Source organism: Pseudarthrobacter sp. S6 (genome assembly GCF_050156575.1).
Classification (GTDB): Bacteria; Actinomycetota; Actinomycetes; order Actinomycetales; family Micrococcaceae; genus Arthrobacter.
The window spans coordinates 382,067-400,521 of sequence record NZ_CP189581.1; the positions used below are offsets into that span (position 1 = coordinate 382,067).

Genomic DNA, 18,455 nt, shown 5'->3' on the forward strand with positions numbered 1-18,455 from the left:
ATCATGACCACACCAGATTCCCGTGACACCAACGGCGCCGACTCCAACGGCATTGACACAAACGGCAAGGGCGACACCAAGGGCGCCTCAGTCATCGTCAACGCCATCGCCGTCCTTCGATCATTCACGGCCGATGACCCGTTGCTCGGCGTGACGGAGATCGCCAACCGGGTGGGCTTGCATAAGAGCACGGTGTCACGGATCCTGGCTACCTTCGAACAGGAAAACCTCGTGGAGCGTGATGCGGACACCCGCCGGTTCCGCCTTGGACTGGGCCTGATCTCCGTCGCCGGCCCGTTACTGGCCGAGCTGGAGGAGCGGCGGGTCGCCTATCCCGTCCTGCGCGAACTCACGGAGCTGACGGGCGAAACCAGCGCCCTGATGATGTGGGAGGGCAACGAGTCAATCTGCGTGGAGCAGATTGCCAGCCGTCACCAGATCAAGCACACCGCCCCGCTAGGGGCACGGTACAACGACGCGTTGAGTTCCTCGGTCCAGGTGTTCCTGGCAACGCAACCGGAGGAGCGGGTGCGTTCCCTTCTGCACGGTGGAGCCATTACTTACCCTGGACTGGACGAAGCCTCACTCGAGGATTATCTGCGCCGCCTTAAAGACGATTCCAGCAGGGGATGGGCCATCAATTACGGCGAATCGTCCATGGATGAAGTCGGCGTTGCCGCCCCGGTCTACGATCATCGCGGCGACGTCGTGGCAGCAGTCCTCATCCCGGCCCCACGGTTCCGAGTCTCCATGGAACGCCTGCAGATCCTGGGCGAATCCTGCATGGCAGCGGCGGACAAAGTCACTGCACGGCTGGGTGGCAAAGCATCCGGCGCCGGCCGGGAAGGCCGCTAGCCGGCAAGTCCAGAAATGATGCCGGCGGCCACCTCCTTTAATTTTTGTGTTTCGGTGACTGGATGCCTTGACCAAGAGCGGACCCCCGCGAGGCACGCTGTAGGCTCGGCACATGGCTGATCTACGGCGTCGGACGTTTGTATTCCGCACGCTGGTTGGCGCGGCGGCCGCGGCCGCCTTTGGAACTCTCGGCACCGCGTGTTCGCCCGGCGCCGAGCGGAACGGTACCGCCGGCGGCGGCGCCGAGGGGGATGCAGTGAAGCGGCACAAGTACCAGTACGGCGAGGACGCCAGCCAATGGGGTGAGCTATTCCTGCCGGAGCTGCCTGCTGGCGGTGAGCACCGCGGCGTGGTAGTGGTGATCCATGGCGGCTACTGGCGCTCGCAGTACGGCGCAGAGCTGGGTGAGCCGATCGCCCGTGATCTGGCCGCCCATGGCATGGCCGCCTGGAACCTTGAATACCGGCGGGCCGGAAACGGCGGCGGCTGGCCAAACACGTTCATCGACGTGCTCGCCGGAATCGACAAGCTCGGCGACCTCGCGGCGAGCCACGCCCTAAACCTTGGCCCGGTGGTGGCGCTGGGTCATTCGGCTGGCGGACATCTGGCTGCCTGGGCTGCTGGCCGCGGCAAGCTTGCTCAGCTGGGAATGCCGGACGCCGACCGCCAGGTGCCGCGCAAGTCGGACGCCTCCGCAGTGCATCTGACCGGAGTGGTCAGCCAGTCCGGCCTTCTTAACCTGGCCGAGGCGGAGAAGCTGAACCTCAGCAACGGTGCGGTGAGCAACCTGCTGGGCGGGTCGTCGTCGAAGTATCCGCACCGCTACCGGTACGCGGATCCGATGAGTGCCCTTCCACTGGCCGTTCCGGTTGTCGCGGTCCATGGATCCGAGGACTCCACCGTTCCGCTGAGCCAGTCCGACTCCTATGTCACCGCTGGTACCGCCGCGCACATGGAGACCCGGTTGATCAGGGTTCCCGGGGACCACTACGCCCTGATCGATCCCAAAACCCCTGGTTACCGGGCGTGCCGCGAGGTGGTGCAATCCCTTTTGGGTTAGATTCGGTCCCTCCGAAATAAAAATGTTCGAAAAGGTGAGTAACTTTCGGACATTGGACGTCCCATCTCCTGTACCATTGAGAGGTAGGACGAGTCGCGACCCTTAAGCGCGGCAAGGAGGAGACCCCGTGGCCATCGCATCGCAAGAAGTATCGCCCGCCCGTTTCAGCGCGCAGCTCCGTTCGTCTGCCCTACAGACGCGGATCATGGATCTTATTCTGGAGCGCGGCCTGGACGTTGGGGACGCACTGCCCACCGAAAGTGAACTCTCCGCCGAACTGGGCGTGGGCCGCAACACCGTTCGTGAATCCCTGAAAGTACTGCAGGCGCTGGGCGTTATCGAGATCCGGCACGGCTTTGGCATGTTCGTTGCGCCCAACAACTTCAGCGCCCTGGTGTCGGGCCTGACCTTCCGTGGCCGGCTCTCCCTACGCCACAAGGGCGAAGAAGCCATGGAGCTCATCGATGTGCGTCAGGCCCTTGAGTCTGGACTGATCGGACCGGCCATTAACCTGCTTACCGACGAACACCTGGCGGATCTGCGCTCCACCATGGAAGCCATGGAGACCGCCGCCAAGAATGGGGAGCCGCTGCATGATCACGACGCCGAGTTCCACCGCCGCCTGTACGCCCCCCTGAACAATGAGCTGCTGATCAACCTCATGGATGTCTTCTGGCAGGTTTACCGGAAGATCCACCTGGCCCTCGGTACCGGCCCGGTCAACCTCGAGCAGCAGACGCAGGACCACTGGGACATCTTCGATGCCGTGGCCAACAAGGACAAGGCCCTTGCGTCCGAGCGTCTCCAGCGCCACTTTGACGGCATCCGCCTGAAGCTCAAGGACGTCGCGGCCGCTTAGCCTGTATTCCCTCTGCCTTTTCCTTCGCCGCCCGCGCTCCGGGCGGATTTAGCCCTGCCCTTTTCGTAGAGAGTGCCATTGCCGTGGAAATTTTCGTTGTTCCTACCGCCTCAGCCACCGGTTCAGTAGCCGCCGGTATCCTTGCTGCCGTCATCCGCAGCAAGCCCGACGCTGTCCTGGGCGTGGCCACGGGTGGATCGCCGCTGCCCATCTACGCGGCGCTCGCCAACCACCGGCTCGACATGTCCGCTGTCCGCGCCTTCGCCCTGGACGAGTACGTGGGCCTACCCGCCGGACACCCCGAAAGCTACGCCGAAGTTGTGCGGCGCGAAGTCACTGAGCGGCTGCACCTGGATCCCGTCAACGTAGCGGTGCCGGAAGGAAGCGCCGCGGACCCCGAAGCCGCCGCCGCTGACTACGACGCCGCCATTGCCGGCGTTGGCGGCATCGACGTGCAGATTCTCGGCATCGGCCACAACGGTCACCTGGCTTTCAATGAGCCAGGCTCCGCCCTGGACTCCCGGACCCGGGTGGAAGTCCTCACCGAACGCACCCGCGAAGCCAACGCCCGCTACTTCAGCACACCGGAGGAGGTGCCGCTGCGGTGCATTACACAGGGGCTGGGCACCATCCTCGAAGCCCGCCATCTCCTGCTGGTGGTCAACGGCGCGGACAAGGCCGGCATCCTGGCCGCCGCCCTCAACGGACCCGTCACTGCCGACTGCCCGGGCTCGGTCCTGCAGCTGCATCCTCACGTGACGGTGGTGGCCGACGAAGCCGCAGCGTCCCAGCTGTCGCAGGGGAGTGGGCAGGTTGCCGTGCGCGTGTCCGGGGCGGCTGCCAGCGTCTAGGTGTACTCAGCCAGCGCCGGGCGGGTCCGTGCCTGAGGCCCCGGGAAGGTGTGGGTGGCGGCAGGGAGCGGCGGTCACCCGTAGCCCCGGCCCTCGCCGGGCCGGGGGCACGGCCCTCGTCAGTGCGCTGCTGCCAGAGCCGCGGGAAGTTCGGTCAGGGCTGTGATGATTAATTCAGGAGCTTCAAAGTAGCCAGGGTAGCTGCCCCCGGTCCTGTTCAGCCACGCTGTATGCAGCCCGGCACGGGCGGCGCCGTGAATGTCCCAGGGATGCACGGCCACCAGCAGCATGCCGGCTGGGTCGGCCTTGGAAGCGGCGGCGACATATTCATAAGAGGCACGGGCAGGCTTCCAGGCGGGCGCGTCTTCGACCGAGCGCAGGGACTCAAACGCTTCCCGGATCCCGGCCTCGCTGAACAGATTCCCTGCGATCTGGGCTGAGCCGTTGCTGAGCGTAATCAGCCGGAACCCTGCAGCGGCGAGGGCCCTGATCCCCCCGGGGACATCCGGATGTACCCCAAGGCCGGCCATACCGCCCATGACATGGTCGACCGCCGCCTCGAGAGGGCGGTTAAGCTTCATCCCGGTCAGAAGTCCCCGGAGTGCGTCGGCCCCGATGGCGGCGAACGATCCGTTGTCTCCGCTGGCCGTCAGTGCGAAGCCGTCACGCAGCAGCGAAGCGAACCAGAGTTTGGCCAGTTCGGCCGGAGCCCCCACCTCGCTGAAGCGTTCCCCCATGGGCGACATATCTGACAGGGTTTCGTTGACATCAAAGACAATGACAGAGATTGCGGTGGTCATGGGTTCTCCTTCTGGTCGCGTGTACGTCTCGGGTGCAATTCTGCCGGGCGCTGGGGAAATTCAGTAGCGGCGAACTGGCATTGGCCCTCGTTAGAGGTAGCTGCAGATGCGGTCGGGGTCGCAGGATACGGGGTCCCCTGCTGCCGCGGCGTGATGGAGTTCGGCGACGGTTGCCCGCAGTGCGGACAGTTCTGCGATCTGGGTGTCGAGGTTGCGGAGCTGTTTGGCCAGCAGATCCTTCACGTGTACGCAGGGGGCCTGGCCGGTGTCCCGGACGGAGAGGATGTCTCCGATCTGGGCCAGTGTCAGCCCGGCGGTGCGGCCGCGGCGGATGAATTCCAGCCGGCTGACCGTTTCCTGGGGGTAGTCGCGGTATCCGTTCGGCGCCCTGTCGGCGGCCGGCAGCAGGCCCCGGTCCTCGTAGAACCGCAGGGTCTTGGCCGTCAAGCCGGCGGCTGCGGCGGTTTCGCCAATACGCATCATGCACCTCTTGTCCCGGGGGGATTTCCCTCTTGACCTTCCAGTTTAGTGGAAGGTCAAGAACGGGCACAGGACCCTGTGTGCGCCGCCCCGGGCCTAGGGAAGCCCACCTTTTCGGGTGAGTGAAGGCGGGTCAGGGCTCCGCGGTTCCCTGCGGGTGCGGGTACGCCTCTTGACCTTCCCCCTTGGTGGAAGGTGCAGACTGGGGGCAGACCCACACACGAGGCACCGTCGCGGGCTTGCGGGACGGCGCTGCAGTACGACTTTGGAGGATTCATGTCTGAACCAACACCTGATTTTGATCTGGCCGTCATCGGCTCCGGGGGCGGGGCGTTCGCCGCCGCGATCCGGGCGACCAACCTCGGCAAACGGGTTCTGATGATCGAGCGTTCCACCGTGGGCGGGACCTGCGTGAACACCGGCTGTATTCCCTCAAAGGCACTCCTCGCGGCGGCAGAGGCCAGGCATGTTGCCCTGGACGCATCCGGCAGGTTCCCCGGCATCAGCACCTCCGCCGCTCCCGTGGACATGGCCGGGCTGATCGGCGGGAAGCGTTCCCTGGTGGAGACGATGCGGTCGGATAAGTACGTGGACCTGATCGCGGACTACGGCTGGGAGCTGCGCCAGGGCAATGCCGTGTTCGCCGGCACCCAGAAAGATCCGGTCCTGGAAATTACCGGACAGGACGGTGCCCGGGAATCCGTAAGGGCCGCGCACTATCTGGTGGCCACCGGGTCCGCCCCGTGGGCACCCCCGATCGAGGGACTGGCGGACACCGGCTACCTGACCTCCACCACCGCGATGGAACTCGAGGAGGTCCCAGACTCCCTGCTGGTCATCGGCGGCGGGTACGTGGCCCTGGAACAGGCCCAACTCTTCGCCCGGCTCGGGTCGAAGGTAACCATGCTGGTCCGCTCCCGGCTGGCCTCGGCCGAGGAACCCGAGGCTTCCCGGGCCCTGATGGGTGTCTTCGCCGATGAGGGTATCCGCGTCGTCCGCCGCGCGGCCGTGTCCTCGGTGCGCACGGACCCGGCCACCGGCGGAATCGTCGCGACCGCGGCCGTCTCCGGCGGCCAGGAGGAATTCCGGGCCGCCAGGGTGCTGGTCGCCACGGGACGCCGACCGGTCACGGACGGCCTGAACCTGGACACCGTCGGTGTCAAAACCGGTGACCGGGGCGAAATCCTCGTGCAGAACACCCTGGCCAGCTCAAATGACCGGATCTGGGCCGCCGGGGATGTGACCGGACACCGCGAATTCGTCTACGTCGCAGCCTCCCACGGCTCCCTGGTGGTGGAGAACGCCTTCAACAACGCCGGCCGCGAGGTTGACTACCGGCACCTGCCCCGGGTCACCTTCACCAGCCCGGCCCTGGCCGCGGTCGGGATGACGGACAAGGAAGCCAACGACGCCGGCATCCGGTGCGAATGCCGGGTCCTGCCTCTGGAGTACGTTCCCCGAGCCCTGGTGAACAGGGACACCCGCGGCTTCATCAAGATCGTCGCGGACACGGACACCGGACGCATCGTGGGAATCACGGCCGTCGCCAAGGACGCCGGGGACCTGGCCGCGGCCGGGGTCTACATCCTGGAAGCCGGGATGACCGTGGACCAGGTAGCAAACCTGTGGAGCCCCTACCTGACCATGGCCGAAGGGATCAAGATCGCCGCCCAGTCCTTCACCACGGACGTCTCCAAACTTTCCTGCTGCGCATCCTGACCCCGGCCCCCGCCACGCCGGAAGAAGGAACCGCCATGAACCACTGGCTTCATCCAACTCACCGACCGTCTGACCCCACCGGACAGAGCCAGCGAGGGCACTCTCGCTGCCAGCATGTCGGGCTGACGGTTTGAGACCATGCCCGTGCTTTACCGAGTCAAAAGACCGGACGCCTGCTGCTGACAAGGGACTGAGATACATGTCGAACCACCTTGAAAGAAGGTGTTGCTTCGATCAACAGAATCCGGTGGGGGGATAGCCGGTACGTTCAAGACCATGACCGGGCTGCTGAACGGTCACGCTCGCGTATCCACCAACGGCCAAGACCTCAATGATGGCGAATCCGGCCCGGTCGAAGGCCTTCGAGACGGCGGCGAAATGGCCCTGTGCGCGCTTTAGGGGGTTGATCACAGGGTGAGTTGTGTGGGATTCAGCTCCAAGGGATGCTCCAGAATAGCTCGCGGGTGTTTCATGACTTTATACCCCCCAGGGTGTTTTGACTACCCCGGGGGGTATCTGTAATATCGGTGGGTATCCACCCGACCCCTCCCGAGAGGCCTTCAATGACGTCCCCTTCCAAAGCAGCCGCCGTTAAGGCACTTGCCCCGGAGACCCTTCAGTCCTGGTTTAAAGAGCACCGGGATTTGGTGGTAATCGATGTGCGTTCCGCCGCGGAGTTCGAGTCCATGCATATCCGCGGCTCCTACAATGTGCCGCTGCCGTTGCTGTCCGAGCACACTGACGAGCTCGCCGCGCGGCTGGGTTCGCGAGTGGTTCTGGTCTGCCAGTCCGGGGTACGGGCCGAGCAGGCCCGCCAGCGCATGGCGACCGTCGGCTTGGACACTGCTTACGTCCTCACCAGCGGCGTTCCTGGCTTCGACGCGGCCGGCGGCGACGTGGTCAAGGGCAAGGACCGCTGGGACCTTGAGCGCCAAGTCCGCCTGGCCGCGGGTTCCTTGGTGGTTTTGGGCCTGGCCGGGGGCAGGTTCGTCTCCCCGAAGATCCGCATGCTGGCCGGCGCCATCGGCACCGGCCTGACGTTCTCGGCCGCGACCAACACCTGCGCCATGGGCAAGGCCCTCTCGGCCATGCCGTGGAACAAGGCAGCCACGGAGCCCACCCGAGAAAGCGCTATCCTGCAGCTTCCCGTTCCGGCCGCAGAAGAGGACGCCGCGGCATGATTCCGGCCCTGGGTCTGGGGCTCGTCGTCGGGATCGTCCTGGGCGTAGTGGGCGGCGGCGGGTCGATCATCGCCGTTCCAGCTTTGGTGTACGGGATGGGCATGAGTCCGGCGCAGGCCATCCCCACCTCTCTGCTGGTAGTGGGGGTGTCTTCGCTGGCAGCCCTGCTTCCCCGGATCCGGGAGGGCCTGAACTGGCCCGTGATCGCATTGGTCGGGGCCGCCGGTATTCCGGCGGCCTGGGCCGGCGCGGCCGTAGGCAAGCTGCTGGATCCGAATATCCTGATGCTGGGGTTTGCCGTGATCATGGTGGCTGCGGGCATCCGGATGCTGATGAAGCCCCGCGAGTCCGAAGGGTCCTGCAGCACCGGCCCCCACCGGGCTTTCCGGTCCTGCGCCCCGAAGGCCGTGGCGGTGGGCCTGCTCGTAGGATTCCTCACCGGACTGCTCGGGGTAGGCGGCGGGTTCCTCATCACCCCCGCGCTGACCATCTTCCTGGGCCTGCGGATGAAGCAGGCTGTCGGAACCTCCCTGGCGATCATCATCATTAACTCCGCCGCCGGCTTCAGCGCCCACGCCGCCGGCTACACCATCGACTGGGCCACCACCCTGGCGTTCGCGGTCCCGGCCATCCTGGGTTCCGTCCTCGCCGCCCGCCTGGCCCGCCGCCTGCAGGACAAGCACATCCGCATATCCTTCGCGGTACTCATCTTCGCTGTCGCGGCGTGGGTTACCGCCGGCACCCTCACCGCCTGACGCCACCCAACAAGTACAACACCCGAACATCACCTCCATCCCCACCCTCATGGCCTCCAAGGACAACACCCTCGTCTTCTCCCAGCCCGGAGCACTCAACGCCGCCGGACTCGACGAAGTCATCCAAGCCGTCAAGAACCTGGACGTGGACAAACTTGAACGAGCTATCCAGTAGGGAATCCGATTTGGCACCTACTCAATTGCGGGATACCCCTGGGGGTATATACTAGGTTGAGAACTGAACCTCCCGATCCCCTTTCACCTGAAGGAGAACAACAGATGCTTATCGAGCGTATTTACGACGAGGACCTTGCCCAGGCCAGCTACCTGATCGGCTGCCAGGCCAACGGCACGGCCGTCGTTGTCGACGGCCGCCGCGACATCGCCGTTTACCAGTACTTGGCCGAGAAGAACGGCATGAAGATCGTGGCCGTCACCGAAACCCACATCCACGCCGACTACCTCTCCGGCACCCGCGAACTCGCAGCCGCCACCGGCGCGAAAATCTACGTCTCCGGTGAAGGCGGGCCGGACTGGCAGTACGAATTCGACGGCGAACGCCTTCACGACGGTGACAAGATCACCGTCGGCAACATCAGCATCCAGGCTGTTCACACCCCGGGCCACACCCCGGAGCACCTGTCCTTCCTGGTCACCGACGGCGCATTCAGCGACCAGCCCGGCTACCTGCTCTCCGGGGACTTCGTCTTCTCCGGTGACCTGGGCCGCCCTGACCTGCTCGACGAAGCCGCCGGCGGCGTCGACACCCGATTCGAGAGCGCCAAGCAGTTATTCGCCAGCTTGCGGGATAAGTTCCTGACCCTGCCGGACTACGTCCAGGTCCACCCTGCTCACGGCGCCGGCAGCGCCTGCGGCAAGGCACTCGGCGCCATCCCCTCCTCCACCGTCGGCTACGAGCGTCTCTACGCCTGGTGGGGCCCCTACCTCGCCACCAACGACGAGCAGGGCTTCATCGACGAACTCCTCGAGGGCCAGCCCGACGCCCACGCCTACTTCGGCCGGATGAAGCGCGAAAACCGTGTGGGCCCGGCCGTCATGGGGGAACGCGCTCCGCTACAGGAACTGAATCCCGAAATGGTCGCGAAAGACCTCTCCGAGGACAAGGTCACCTTCATCGACAGCCGCCCGAACAGCGAAGTCCACGGGGGCACCGTGGCCCGGTCCCTGAACGTTCCGGCCGCGAAGTCCGGGGCCAGCTACGGCGCCTGGGTGGTAAACCCGGAGACGGACAAGAACCCGCTGGTGCTCCTGGCCGCCGACCAGGAATCCGCGCACGACATGTGGGATCACCTGGTCCGCGTGGGCATCGACAACGTTGCCGGCTACCTCACCAGCATCGACGGTCTGCCCACCTTCATACCCAAGCTTATCCAGGCCGAGGACCTCGCCGGCTTCGAGGCGGCCATGGTCCTGGACGTCCGCAACCGCACCGAGCACACCGCCGGGCACATCCCCGGCTCACACCAGCTCAGTGGCGGCCGCGCCATGTGGCACCTCGACGAACTCCCGGCCGAGGGCACCATCGTGAGCTACTGCCAGTCCGGCGTACGGAACTCCGTGGCTGCCAGCGCCCTCCGCCGCGCCGGGTACGACGTCGTCGAACTCGACGGCAGCTACGCCGCCTGGAACGCCTGGCAGAACAGCGTTCCTGCTGTCTAAGCAGGCGTAGCGGTGCGAACACCAACTAAGTAAAACCAGGGTGCGGTTGTGCGGGTGCGTTCCACCCGTGCCACGCACCCCCCTGTTCAGCGACTTACCAACCAAGGAGAATCACATGTGCCGGGCAGTGAAATGCGATAAATGCCACAAGACGGCGTGGGCCGGATGCGGCCAACACGTAGACGAAGTCCTGCGCGGAGTTCCCAGCTCCCAGCGCTGCCTCGGTCACGCGCGGGAGAGCCGGTCCGCGAGGGGCTTTTTCGCCAAACTCTTCGGGCGGTAGAGCTCCTTAGCCGCCCCGGAGATCGTCAGCTACGGCAGTACCAGCAGGTAGCCGGACGGTCCGAGCTGCTGGGCACGATCGGCCCACGTGCCGCGTTAAACGCCGACGGCGGGGCGTCCCAGAGTGCGGCCGGCGCGCAGGACCAGGACGCGGCGGAAGCTGCGGTCCACTACGAGGACGTCGGCACGCAGGCCCGCGCGGAGGCTTCCGATTTCGTGTTCCCGGCCGATGATGGCCGCCGGCACCGCCGTGGCTGACAGAACAGCGGCGGCCGGCTCCACCCCGGATTCAATGGTCCGCCGCAGAACGTCCAGCATTGTGGCCGTCCCGCCGGCGAGCGTGCCGTTGCTGAGCCGGGCCACGGCACCGCTGACGGAGACGGCTGCGGGGCCCAGCTCGTAGTCGCCGTCGGGCAATCCGGTGGCGGCCATGGAGTCGGTCACCAGGACCACGTTCTCCGCGCCTACCAGCTCGAAGACCATCCGGACCGTTTCGGGGTCCAGGTGCGCGCCGTCGGCGATGAGTTCGACGGCAATCGTGCCGGCACCGGCCAGCCGGAGGCACGCGGCGACGGGTCCGGGGCTGCGGTGGTGCAGCGGTGGCATGCCGTTAAAGAGGTGCGTGACGGTGGGGCGCGATACGGTCCCCAGACCGGAGGCCGCCAGCAACTCCGCCGCCTCGGTGAGGGAGGCCGCCGTCGTCCGTGCGTCCGCGTCAGTGTGGCCCAGCGACGGTGTGACGCCGTGCTCGGCGAGCGTGCGCACCACGGCGCCGGCACCGGGAAGTTCAGGCGCGTAGGTCATTGTCCGCAGGTGGCCGCCGGCCGCGGCCAGCAGCTCGGCCAGCATGGGGAGGTCCGGCTTGAGCAGGTACCGCGGATCCTGGGCGCCGCAGCGTGCATGGGAGAGGAACGGCCCTTCGGCGTGGATGCCCGCGATGAGTCCTTCGTCGGCGAGCTGCCGCAGGGTTGCCAGGCTACGCATCAGGTCCTCGCGGGACGCCGTAACCATGCTTGCCAGCAGCGTGGTGGTGCCGCTGCGGTGCAGGAAGTCCACGGCGGTCCTGGCAGCCCCGCTATCGCCGCTGGGGAAGTCGCCGCCCACGGCGCCGTGGCAGTGCAGGTCTACGAGGCCGGGCAGAATCATGCTGCCCGGCGGAAGGTTAAGTTCTTCAAGGCCCGGCAGCGATGCCTCGTCCAGGCCCGCACGGGGCCCCACATACGCGATCCGGCCGTCCGCGACGGCCACCACGGCGTCGGCCTGGGCCGAGCCGCCGGTCAGGACCGTGCTGGCCAGCAAATAGGTCCCGGCCTCGGCGGCGGTGGGCTGTGTCTGTTCCCGCGGCGGATTCACTTCAGGGCCTCGGCGAACCAGCCGGTGATGGTGGCCGGGTGCGTGATCGCGGTTCCGACGACGACGGCGAACGCGCCGGCGTCGAGGCACTGCCGGGCCTGGGCGGGGGAGTGGAGGCGGCCTTCGGCGATGAGCGGCACGCCGAAGCTGGCAGTGGCGATCTGCTCCAGCAGTTCCAGGTCGGGGCCGTGCGTCTTGGGGCGCTCGCCGGAGTAACCGGAAAGCGTGGTGCCGATCAGGTCGGCCCCGGCCGCGACCGCTGCGGCAGCGTCGTCGAACGAGCCGCAGTCCGCCATGACCAGCGCGTGGGAATCCTGATGGATGCCCGCCACCGTCTGGGCCAGGGTCAGGCTGTCCGGACGCTCCCGTCGCGTGCCGTCGATCGCCACCACGTGTGCGCCCGCGTTGGCCACCGCCAAAGCGTGGCAGAGCGTGGGAGTGATGAAGACGCCGTCGTGCCCGTCCTTCCAAAGCCCGATCACCGGAACCTCAACCGCTGCCCGCGTGAACTGCACATCGGCCAGGCCTTGGACGCGGATAGCAGCGGCGCCGCCGATCACGGCGGAGGCGGCCACCTGCGCCGTGGTGCGCGGGTCCCGCATGGGCTCGCCCGGATACGCCTGGCAGGAGACGATGAGTTGCCCGCGCAGGGCTTCGAGGGCTTCGGGGGTCAGAATCACGGTCGGGTCCTCTGGAAGGTTTGGCGGAGCGGGTTGAAGATCGGGTTGGGGCGGGGTGCTTAGGACGGAGTGGTGAGCACCAGGCGCGCGGCGCCCACCATTGCTGCTGCGTTGCCGAGTTTAGCGGGCAGGACCGGGAGGCTGAGCAGGGCCGGCAGGAGTTCGGCGCGTAAGGCCCGTTCCATGGGGCGCCACCAGGGGGCGCCGGCGTCGGACAACCCGCCGGAAACCACCACTACCTCGGGGTCCAGGATATTCGCGAGACCTCCCACCGCCTGCCCTGCCGCGGCGGCGCCCATGCCCACAGCTTTGATGGCCACGGCATCGCCGGCGCCGGCAAGGGCAAAGACGCCGCGGGCGTCCAGCGCCGGCTCGTTGCCGCCCAGACGCACGTACGCCTCACGGATGGCAGGCCCGGAGGCGATCGCCTCAACGTGCCCGGCGCCGCCGCAGACGCAAGGAACGGGCAGACCTTCGTCGAAAGCGTACGGGGAGGCGAAGTGGCCCACGTGTCCGCCCGCGTACCGGTGACCCAGGACCGGGTGCCCGGCCAGGACAAAACTGCCGCCGACGCCGGTGCCGAACGCCACCAGGAGCGAACTGGTGGTTCCTGCGGCGGCACCCGTCCACGACTCGCCCAGGGCGTGCGCGTGGACATCGTTTACTGCCTGCACAGCCCCGGGCGCCAGGCCAAGCCGGGCGGCCAACCCTGCGGTCAGCTTGGTTCCGGCCCACCCGAGAATGGCATCCGTAGCCGACACCACCACACCTCGTCCGGCATCGATGACCCCTGCCGAGCCAACCCCGACCCCCACCATGTCCAGGTTCTCTGCTTGAGCCCGGGACATGAGGGAAGAAATGAGCGCCGCAGTAGCGTCCAGGATCGCGTCGCCGCCGTCCCGGTTCAGGGTGGGAATGGTTTCTGAAAACAAGACCTCCCCGTCCCCGGACACAACCCCGGCAGCAGTCTTAGTACCCCCAAGGTCGACACCGATCGCGTACATCATTTTCTACACCAGGCCGTTGCGTTCCAGGATGACGCGGATTGCCTTGGTCTCGGCCTCGTCCAGGGAGAGCATGGGGGCGCTCATGACGTTCGTCTTGATGATGCCCATGAGCTGCAGGGCGGTCTTGAAAGCGCCCAGACCCGCGGCGTTGCCGGACATGCGGCCGGCCTTGGGGGTGTAGACGATCTCGAAGACGTCGGCCAGGCGGTCCTGCTCGGCTGCGGCCTGGGCCCAGTCGCCGGCCTGCGCGGCGTCGAACAGGCGGCGGTAGCCGGCGGGGTCAACGTTGCCGAGGCCCGGAACAACACCCTGGGCGCCGCCCAGGAGGGCGCCGTCCACAACCACTTCGTGGCCGGTGAAGATGTCGAAGTTGGGGATGTCCTTGGCGGCCAGCAGCAGCTGGCGGAACGAGACGTCGTCGCCGGAGGAGTCCTTCACACCGGCAATGACGCCGTCGCGGCCCAGCTCGACCAAAAGGTCGGTGGGCAGCTTGAAGTGGGTGCGCACCGGCACGTCGTAGGCGAAGACGGGAACGTCGACGGCGGCGGCGATGGAGCGGAAGTGCGTGTTGTTCTCCTGGGCGTTGGAGATGGCGTAGTACAGGCTGGTGGCCACGATCGAGTCGGCGCCCAGCGCGATGACGCGCTTGGCTTCCTCAATGACGCGGTTGGTGGTCTGTTCTACTGCGCCCACGATGACCGGCACCTGGCCCGCGTTCACGCCTGCCACGGTCTGCACGACGAGGTCGCGCTCGCTGTTGGTCATGTGGGTGACCTCGCCGGAGGAACCCAGCACGAACAGGCCGCTGACGCCGCCGTCGAGCAGGTGCTTGGTGACGTTTTCCAGCGACGCTACGTCGATGGCGCCTTCGGCGGTGCGTGGGGTTACGACGGGCGGAATGACGCCCTGGAAACGGGAAGCGACGGTGGTCACAGAGTTCTCCAAATATTGATGGTTTAGACGAAAATTTATGGCGGGAAGGCTAGATGTGGAGCAGACTCGGGGCGGCGCCCAGGAGCTTCTTGGTGTAGTCGTTGGTGGGGCTGTCGAAGACCTGGGTCGCGGTGCCCTGCTCGACGATCTTGCCGAAGTACATAACGCAGATGCGGTCCGAGACGTAGCGGACGGTCTGGATGTCATGCGAGATGAAAACCATGCCGAGGTTCAGCTGGGTCTTCAGGTCCGAGAGCAGGTTCAGCACCTGGGCGCGGACGGAGACGTCAAGGGCCGACGTCGGCTCGTCCGCCACGATAATGTCCGGATCCAGCGCCAGGGCGCGGGCAATCGCCACACGCTGGCGCTGGCCGCCGGAAACCTGCGACGGCGTGACTTCTGCAGCGGACTGCGGCAGGCCCACGACGGCCAGCAGTTCCTTGACCTTCGCCGCACGGGATGCGGCGTTGCCGATGCCGTGGATCTGCAGCGGGTCGGTGAGGATGTCCTGGACGGTCATGCGCGGGTTCAGCGCCGTGGCGGGGTCCTGGAAGACCACGGACACGGAGCGGCCGAATTCCTTGCGCATTTGTGCGTTGCGCTTGATGGCGGGCTTGCCGTGGAACAGGACCTCGCCCGACGTCGGCGGCTGCAGTCCCACAAGCACGGACGCGAGTGTGGACTTACCGCAGCCGGACTCACCCACGATGCCCACGGTTTCGCCGCGGCTGATGGTGAAGTCGACGCCGTCGACCGCTTTGACGATGTTCGGGCGGAAGAGCCCGCCGCCACGTGCGTGGTGGTAGACCTTGACGCCCTTGAGCTCGATGACCGGTTTGCCGGTTGATTCGCTCACTTTGCATCCTCCTTCAGATGGCTCGCCCAATAGTGGTCCGCGTCCCCGCCGTTGGCGGCTCCCGCCGACGTCAGGACCAGCTGCTGGTTGGGGTCGGCGTCGGACCGCAGTGAACGCGGGGCGAAGCGGTCTCCCGGGGCGAAGTCCCGCGGGGACGGGACGGTGCCGGGGATCTGGTGCAGGCGCACGGCGTCGGCCTCGATGGAGAGGACAGCGCCGAGCAGGCCGCGGGTGTACTCGTGCTTGGGGTTCTGCAGCAGTTCCGAAGCCTGTGCGGATTCCACCACCTGGCCGGCGTACATCACGGTGATGCGGTGGGCCAGGGAGGCCACCAGGGCGAGGTCGTGGCTGACGAAGACCATGGCGAAGCCGAGCTGTTCGCGCAGTTCGTTGAGCAGGTCCACTACCTGTTTCTGGACCGTGACATCCAGTGCGGTGGTGGGCTCATCGGCAACCACGATCTTCGGCGAACGGGACAGGGCCATGGCGATCAGGACGCGCTGGCGCTGGCCGCCGGAGAGCTCGTGCGGGTAGCTGGCAAGCGTCCGGACCGGATCGAGCCTGACCAGTTCCAGCAGCTCGGTGGGGGTCTTGCGGCCGCCGCGCTTGGTCAGCTGCTCCATCTGGTCCTTGATCTTCATGGACGGGTTCAGGGAGCTCAGGGCGTCCTGGTAGACCATGGCGATCTGCTCGCCGCGCAGGCCTTCGTAGGCTTTGACGCTGCTGTGGCTGGTGGCCGGATCCAGCAGTTCCTTGCCGTCGAACTTGATGGACCCGGTGACCTGCGCGGTCTTGGGCAGCAGGCCCATGACCGCGAGGGACGTGATGGACTTGCCGCAGCCGGATTCGCCCACCAGGCCCATGGTTTCGCCTTCGCGGACCGTAAAGGAGACGTTGTCCACAATCGCGGTGTCGCCGAAGCGGCCCGGGAAGCGGATGGACAGGTTCCTGACCTCGAGGACGTTGCGCGCTCCGGCCGGTACCTGGGGGAGTCGGTCGGTGCGCGTAGCCTCGATGGCGGAAAGCAGTTCCAGTTCCTTGTCCAGCAACAGGTGCGGGTTCGCCGCGGCCAGCTTCGGATCGGAGAGGATGGCTGCCTCGTTGTAGTGCTCCTCGGTGAGGACGTCACCGTAGGCGGCGCGCACGCCGTCGAGCTCGTGTTCTTCCACCACCGAAGGCTGGGCCACGGAAGTGCCGATCTGGGTGTCGACGCCGGCACCCACCGCTGCGCCGGACACAACAGCCGATGCGCCGTCGTCGTCCTTTACTGCAGGTGCCTTGCGCAGTTTCGGGTTCACCATGGCGTCGGTGAGGCCCTCGGCGAGGATATTCAGCGAGAGGACGGTGAGCAGGATGGTCACACCGGCGAAGGTGGTGGCCCACCAGCCGCCGGACAGGACCAGGTTGCGGCCGTAGGAGATCACATTGCCCCACGACGGTGCGGGGTCCTGGACGCCGGCGCCGAGGAAGGACAGTGAGGCTTCGAGGATGATGGCGTCGGCCACCATCACCGTGGCGAACACCAGTACGGGGGCCGCGGTGTTGCGGACGATGTGCTTGAGCAGGATGTAGAAGCGGCCTGCGCCGATCACACGCTCGGCGCGGACGTAGTCTTCGCCGTACTGGGAGAGCACGTTGGCGCGGACCACGCGGGCCAGCTGCGGGGTATAGATGATGGCGATCGCGATGATGATGGTGGGAACCGAGTTGCCGAACGCGGCCAGCAGCACTGCGGCCAGGGCGATGCCCGGAAACGCCATCAGGATGTCCATCAGGCGCATGATCAGTTCGTTGACGGCCTTGCTGGATGTGGCGGCGAAGGAACCCAGCAGGGCGCCTGCCAGGATGGCCAGAATGACGGCGCCGAGGCCGATCATCAGTGAGGACTGGGCGCCGAAGAGCAGGCGGGAGAAGATGTCGCGGCCCAACCGGTCGGTGCCGAAGAAGTGCTCAGCTCCCGGCGGGGTAGCGGGGATGAAGGTCTCGAGCGGATCGTGCGGCGCGATGACGGGCGCGAACACGGCGGAGAGGACGATCATAATGAGGAAGAGGAGGGCGATGCGGGAGCCCCAAGGCAGGGCCTTGAAACGGAGGCCCGGGGCACTCAGCCGTTCAGCAAGCTTGCTACGCATGGGCTATACCGTCCTGATTCGGGGGTTGATGAGCAGGTACAGGAGGTCCACCACGATGTTCACCAGAACGAAGGTGACCGAGATGGTGAGCACCACGCCCTGGACCAGGTTGACGTCCAGGTTGGTGATGCCGTTGAGGATCAGCTGGCCCATGCCGGGCAGGGCGAAGATCATTTCAATCACGACGGCGCCGCCGAGCAGGTAGCCCACGCGGAGTCCCAGCACGGTCACCGGAGTCACCAGTGCGTTGCGGAGGACGTTCTTGGAGACCACTTCGCGGTAGGGGACACCGTTGCCGATGGCGGTGCGGACGTAGTCGCGGTCCAGCTCCTCCACCATCGAGGTGCGGACCACGCGGATCAGCGAGGCGGAGACCGGGATGCCGAGGGCCAGGGCCGGGAGGGCCATCGAGTTGAGCCAGCCGCCGAAGCCGGATTCCGGCGTCGCGATTCCCCCGGAGGGGAACAGGGGGCTGGCGCCGAGGGCAAACCACTGGATGAGCAGGATGCCCAGCCAGAACGAAGGCGTGGCGATCGCGGCGATCGAGAAAACGCGGACCAGCTGGTCCTGCCATTTGTCGCGGTAGAGGGCGCCGAGGATGCCGAAGGTCAGGGACAGGACGATTGCGATCAGCACGCCCAGGAAGGTCAGCTGCAGCGTCAGGGGGAACGCGGAGCCGATCATGGAGGCCACCGACTTTGCCGGCGGCGTGGTGACGCCGAGGTCCAGCTGCAGCAGCTTGCCGAGGAAGCTGAAGTACTGGATGACCAGCGGGTCGTTCAAGCCGTTTTCCTGGCGGTACTGCTGCTTCGCTTCTTCGCTGGCGCCGTCGCCGAGGGCGGAGCTTGCCTGGTCGCCGGGAGCGGCCTGCAGGACAAGGAAGACGAGCAGGGTGATGCCCAGGATCATCAATGGCAGTGCTGCGAGTCTGCGGCCAAGCAGACGCAATATCGTGACCAATTTGTTCTCCGG

18 protein-coding genes and 1 pseudogene are annotated in these 18,455 nt (G+C 66.4%); 10 read left to right on the forward strand and 9 right to left on the reverse strand.

Annotation, left to right across the window (positions count from 1 at the left end; all coding sequences use genetic code 11):
• The first annotated feature begins 3 nt into the window (after positions 1 to 3).
• The 4 genes from ACQCS0_RS01885 to ACQCS0_RS01900 all read left to right on the forward strand — a co-directional run bounded on the left by ACQCS0_RS01885 (position 4) and on the right by ACQCS0_RS01900 (position 3,625).
• Positions 4 to 855: an IclR family transcriptional regulator gene (locus ACQCS0_RS01885; protein WP_354155520.1), complete on the forward strand. Its 852-nt coding sequence runs from the start codon at positions 4 to 6 to the stop codon at positions 853 to 855.
• 256 nt (positions 856 to 1,111) lie between these two features.
• Positions 1,112 to 1,915: an alpha/beta hydrolase gene (locus ACQCS0_RS01890; protein ID WP_354155534.1), complete on the forward strand. Its 804-nt coding sequence runs from the start codon at positions 1,112 to 1,114 to the stop codon at positions 1,913 to 1,915.
• Positions 1,916 to 2,048: 133 nt separating this feature from the next.
• A complete protein-coding gene (locus tag ACQCS0_RS01895; protein WP_426939508.1) occupies positions 2,049 to 2,774 on the forward strand; it encodes a FadR/GntR family transcriptional regulator in 726 nt (241 codons plus the stop codon).
• 83 nt (positions 2,775 to 2,857) lie between these two features.
• The gene (locus ACQCS0_RS01900; RefSeq protein ID WP_354155518.1) at positions 2,858 to 3,625 is read left to right on the forward strand and encodes a glucosamine-6-phosphate deaminase; all 768 of its coding nucleotides are present in this window, start codon (positions 2,858 to 2,860) and stop codon (positions 3,623 to 3,625) included.
• A gap of 119 nt (positions 3,626 to 3,744) precedes the next feature.
• On the opposite strand, the gene ACQCS0_RS01905 is transcribed toward ACQCS0_RS01900, so the two are convergent.
• Entirely contained in the window at positions 3,745 to 4,425 is a 681-nt protein-coding gene (locus ACQCS0_RS01905; protein WP_354155517.1) for a haloacid dehalogenase type II, read from the reverse strand.
• Between the two features lie 90 nt (positions 4,426 to 4,515).
• A complete protein-coding gene (locus ACQCS0_RS01910) occupies positions 4,516 to 4,905 on the reverse strand; it encodes a heavy metal-responsive transcriptional regulator (RefSeq protein WP_354223488.1) in 390 nt (129 codons plus the stop codon).
• A gap of 276 nt (positions 4,906 to 5,181) precedes the next feature.
• Between ACQCS0_RS01910 and merA the strand changes: the two genes are divergently transcribed.
• From merA to ACQCS0_RS01940, 6 genes and pseudogenes are all read left to right on the forward strand, one after another.
• Positions 5,182 to 6,624: a mercury(II) reductase gene (merA, locus tag ACQCS0_RS01915; RefSeq protein ID WP_426939068.1), complete on the forward strand. Its 1,443-nt coding sequence runs from the start codon at positions 5,182 to 5,184 to the stop codon at positions 6,622 to 6,624.
• Positions 6,625 to 6,900: 276 nt separating this feature from the next.
• On the forward strand, positions 6,901 to 7,023 hold the full coding sequence (locus ACQCS0_RS01920) for a hypothetical protein (RefSeq protein WP_426939069.1): 123 nt from the start codon (positions 6,901 to 6,903) through the stop codon (positions 7,021 to 7,023).
• Positions 7,024 to 7,187: 164 nt separating this feature from the next.
• Positions 7,188 to 7,805 (forward strand): rhodanese-like domain-containing protein, encoded by a 618-nt coding sequence (locus ACQCS0_RS01925; protein ID WP_426939070.1) that lies wholly within the window; start codon positions 7,188 to 7,190, stop codon positions 7,803 to 7,805.
• Entirely contained in the window at positions 7,802 to 8,560 is a 759-nt protein-coding gene (locus ACQCS0_RS01930) for a sulfite exporter TauE/SafE family protein (RefSeq protein WP_354160974.1), read from the forward strand. The genes ACQCS0_RS01925 and ACQCS0_RS01930 overlap by 4 nt, the downstream gene beginning before the upstream one ends.
• A 25-nt stretch (positions 8,561 to 8,585) precedes the next feature.
• A pseudogene (locus tag ACQCS0_RS01935) lies at positions 8,586 to 8,735 on the forward strand (thiol reductase thioredoxin); the annotation flags it as partial.
• Between the two features lie 104 nt (positions 8,736 to 8,839).
• Positions 8,840 to 10,240, forward strand: coding sequence for an MBL fold metallo-hydrolase (locus tag ACQCS0_RS01940; RefSeq protein ID WP_426939071.1), 1,401 nt, complete (start codon positions 8,840 to 8,842; stop codon positions 10,238 to 10,240).
• A 378-nt stretch (positions 10,241 to 10,618) separates the two neighbouring features.
• On the opposite strand, the gene nagA is transcribed toward ACQCS0_RS01940, so the two are convergent.
• Genes nagA through ACQCS0_RS01975 form a run of 7 tightly spaced genes read right to left on the reverse strand, consistent with a single transcriptional unit; the run spans position 10,619 to position 18,443 of the window.
• Positions 10,619 to 11,875 carry an N-acetylglucosamine-6-phosphate deacetylase gene (gene nagA, locus ACQCS0_RS01945; protein ID WP_426939072.1) on the reverse strand — a complete coding sequence of 419 codons (1,257 nt, stop codon included), beginning with the start codon at positions 11,873 to 11,875 and terminating at the stop codon, positions 10,619 to 10,621.
• Complete coding sequence (locus ACQCS0_RS01950; protein WP_426939073.1) at positions 11,872 to 12,555, reverse strand: N-acetylmannosamine-6-phosphate 2-epimerase; 684 nt, start codon at positions 12,553 to 12,555, stop codon at positions 11,872 to 11,874. Before ACQCS0_RS01950 ends, nagA begins: the two co-directional genes overlap by 4 nt.
• Before the next feature lie 59 nt (positions 12,556 to 12,614).
• On the reverse strand, positions 12,615 to 13,562 hold the full coding sequence (locus ACQCS0_RS01955) for an ROK family protein (RefSeq protein WP_426939074.1): 948 nt from the start codon (positions 13,560 to 13,562) through the stop codon (positions 12,615 to 12,617).
• Between the two features lie 3 nt (positions 13,563 to 13,565).
• Entirely contained in the window at positions 13,566 to 14,507 is a 942-nt protein-coding gene (locus ACQCS0_RS01960) for a dihydrodipicolinate synthase family protein (protein ID WP_354223461.1), read from the reverse strand.
• Positions 14,508 to 14,544: 37 nt separating this feature from the next.
• Entirely contained in the window at positions 14,545 to 15,351 is an 807-nt protein-coding gene (locus ACQCS0_RS01965; protein ID WP_354155507.1) for an ABC transporter ATP-binding protein, read from the reverse strand.
• Positions 15,348 to 17,483, reverse strand: a complete 2,136-nt coding sequence (locus ACQCS0_RS01970; RefSeq protein ID WP_354155506.1) for a dipeptide/oligopeptide/nickel ABC transporter permease/ATP-binding protein — start codon at positions 17,481 to 17,483, stop codon at positions 15,348 to 15,350. The genes ACQCS0_RS01965 and ACQCS0_RS01970 overlap by 4 nt, the downstream gene beginning before the upstream one ends.
• Positions 17,484 to 17,486: 3 nt before the next feature.
• The gene (locus tag ACQCS0_RS01975) at positions 17,487 to 18,443 is read right to left on the reverse strand and encodes an ABC transporter permease (RefSeq protein WP_141139074.1); all 957 of its coding nucleotides are present in this window, start codon (positions 18,441 to 18,443) and stop codon (positions 17,487 to 17,489) included.
• Positions 18,444 to 18,455: the final 12 nt, after the last annotated feature.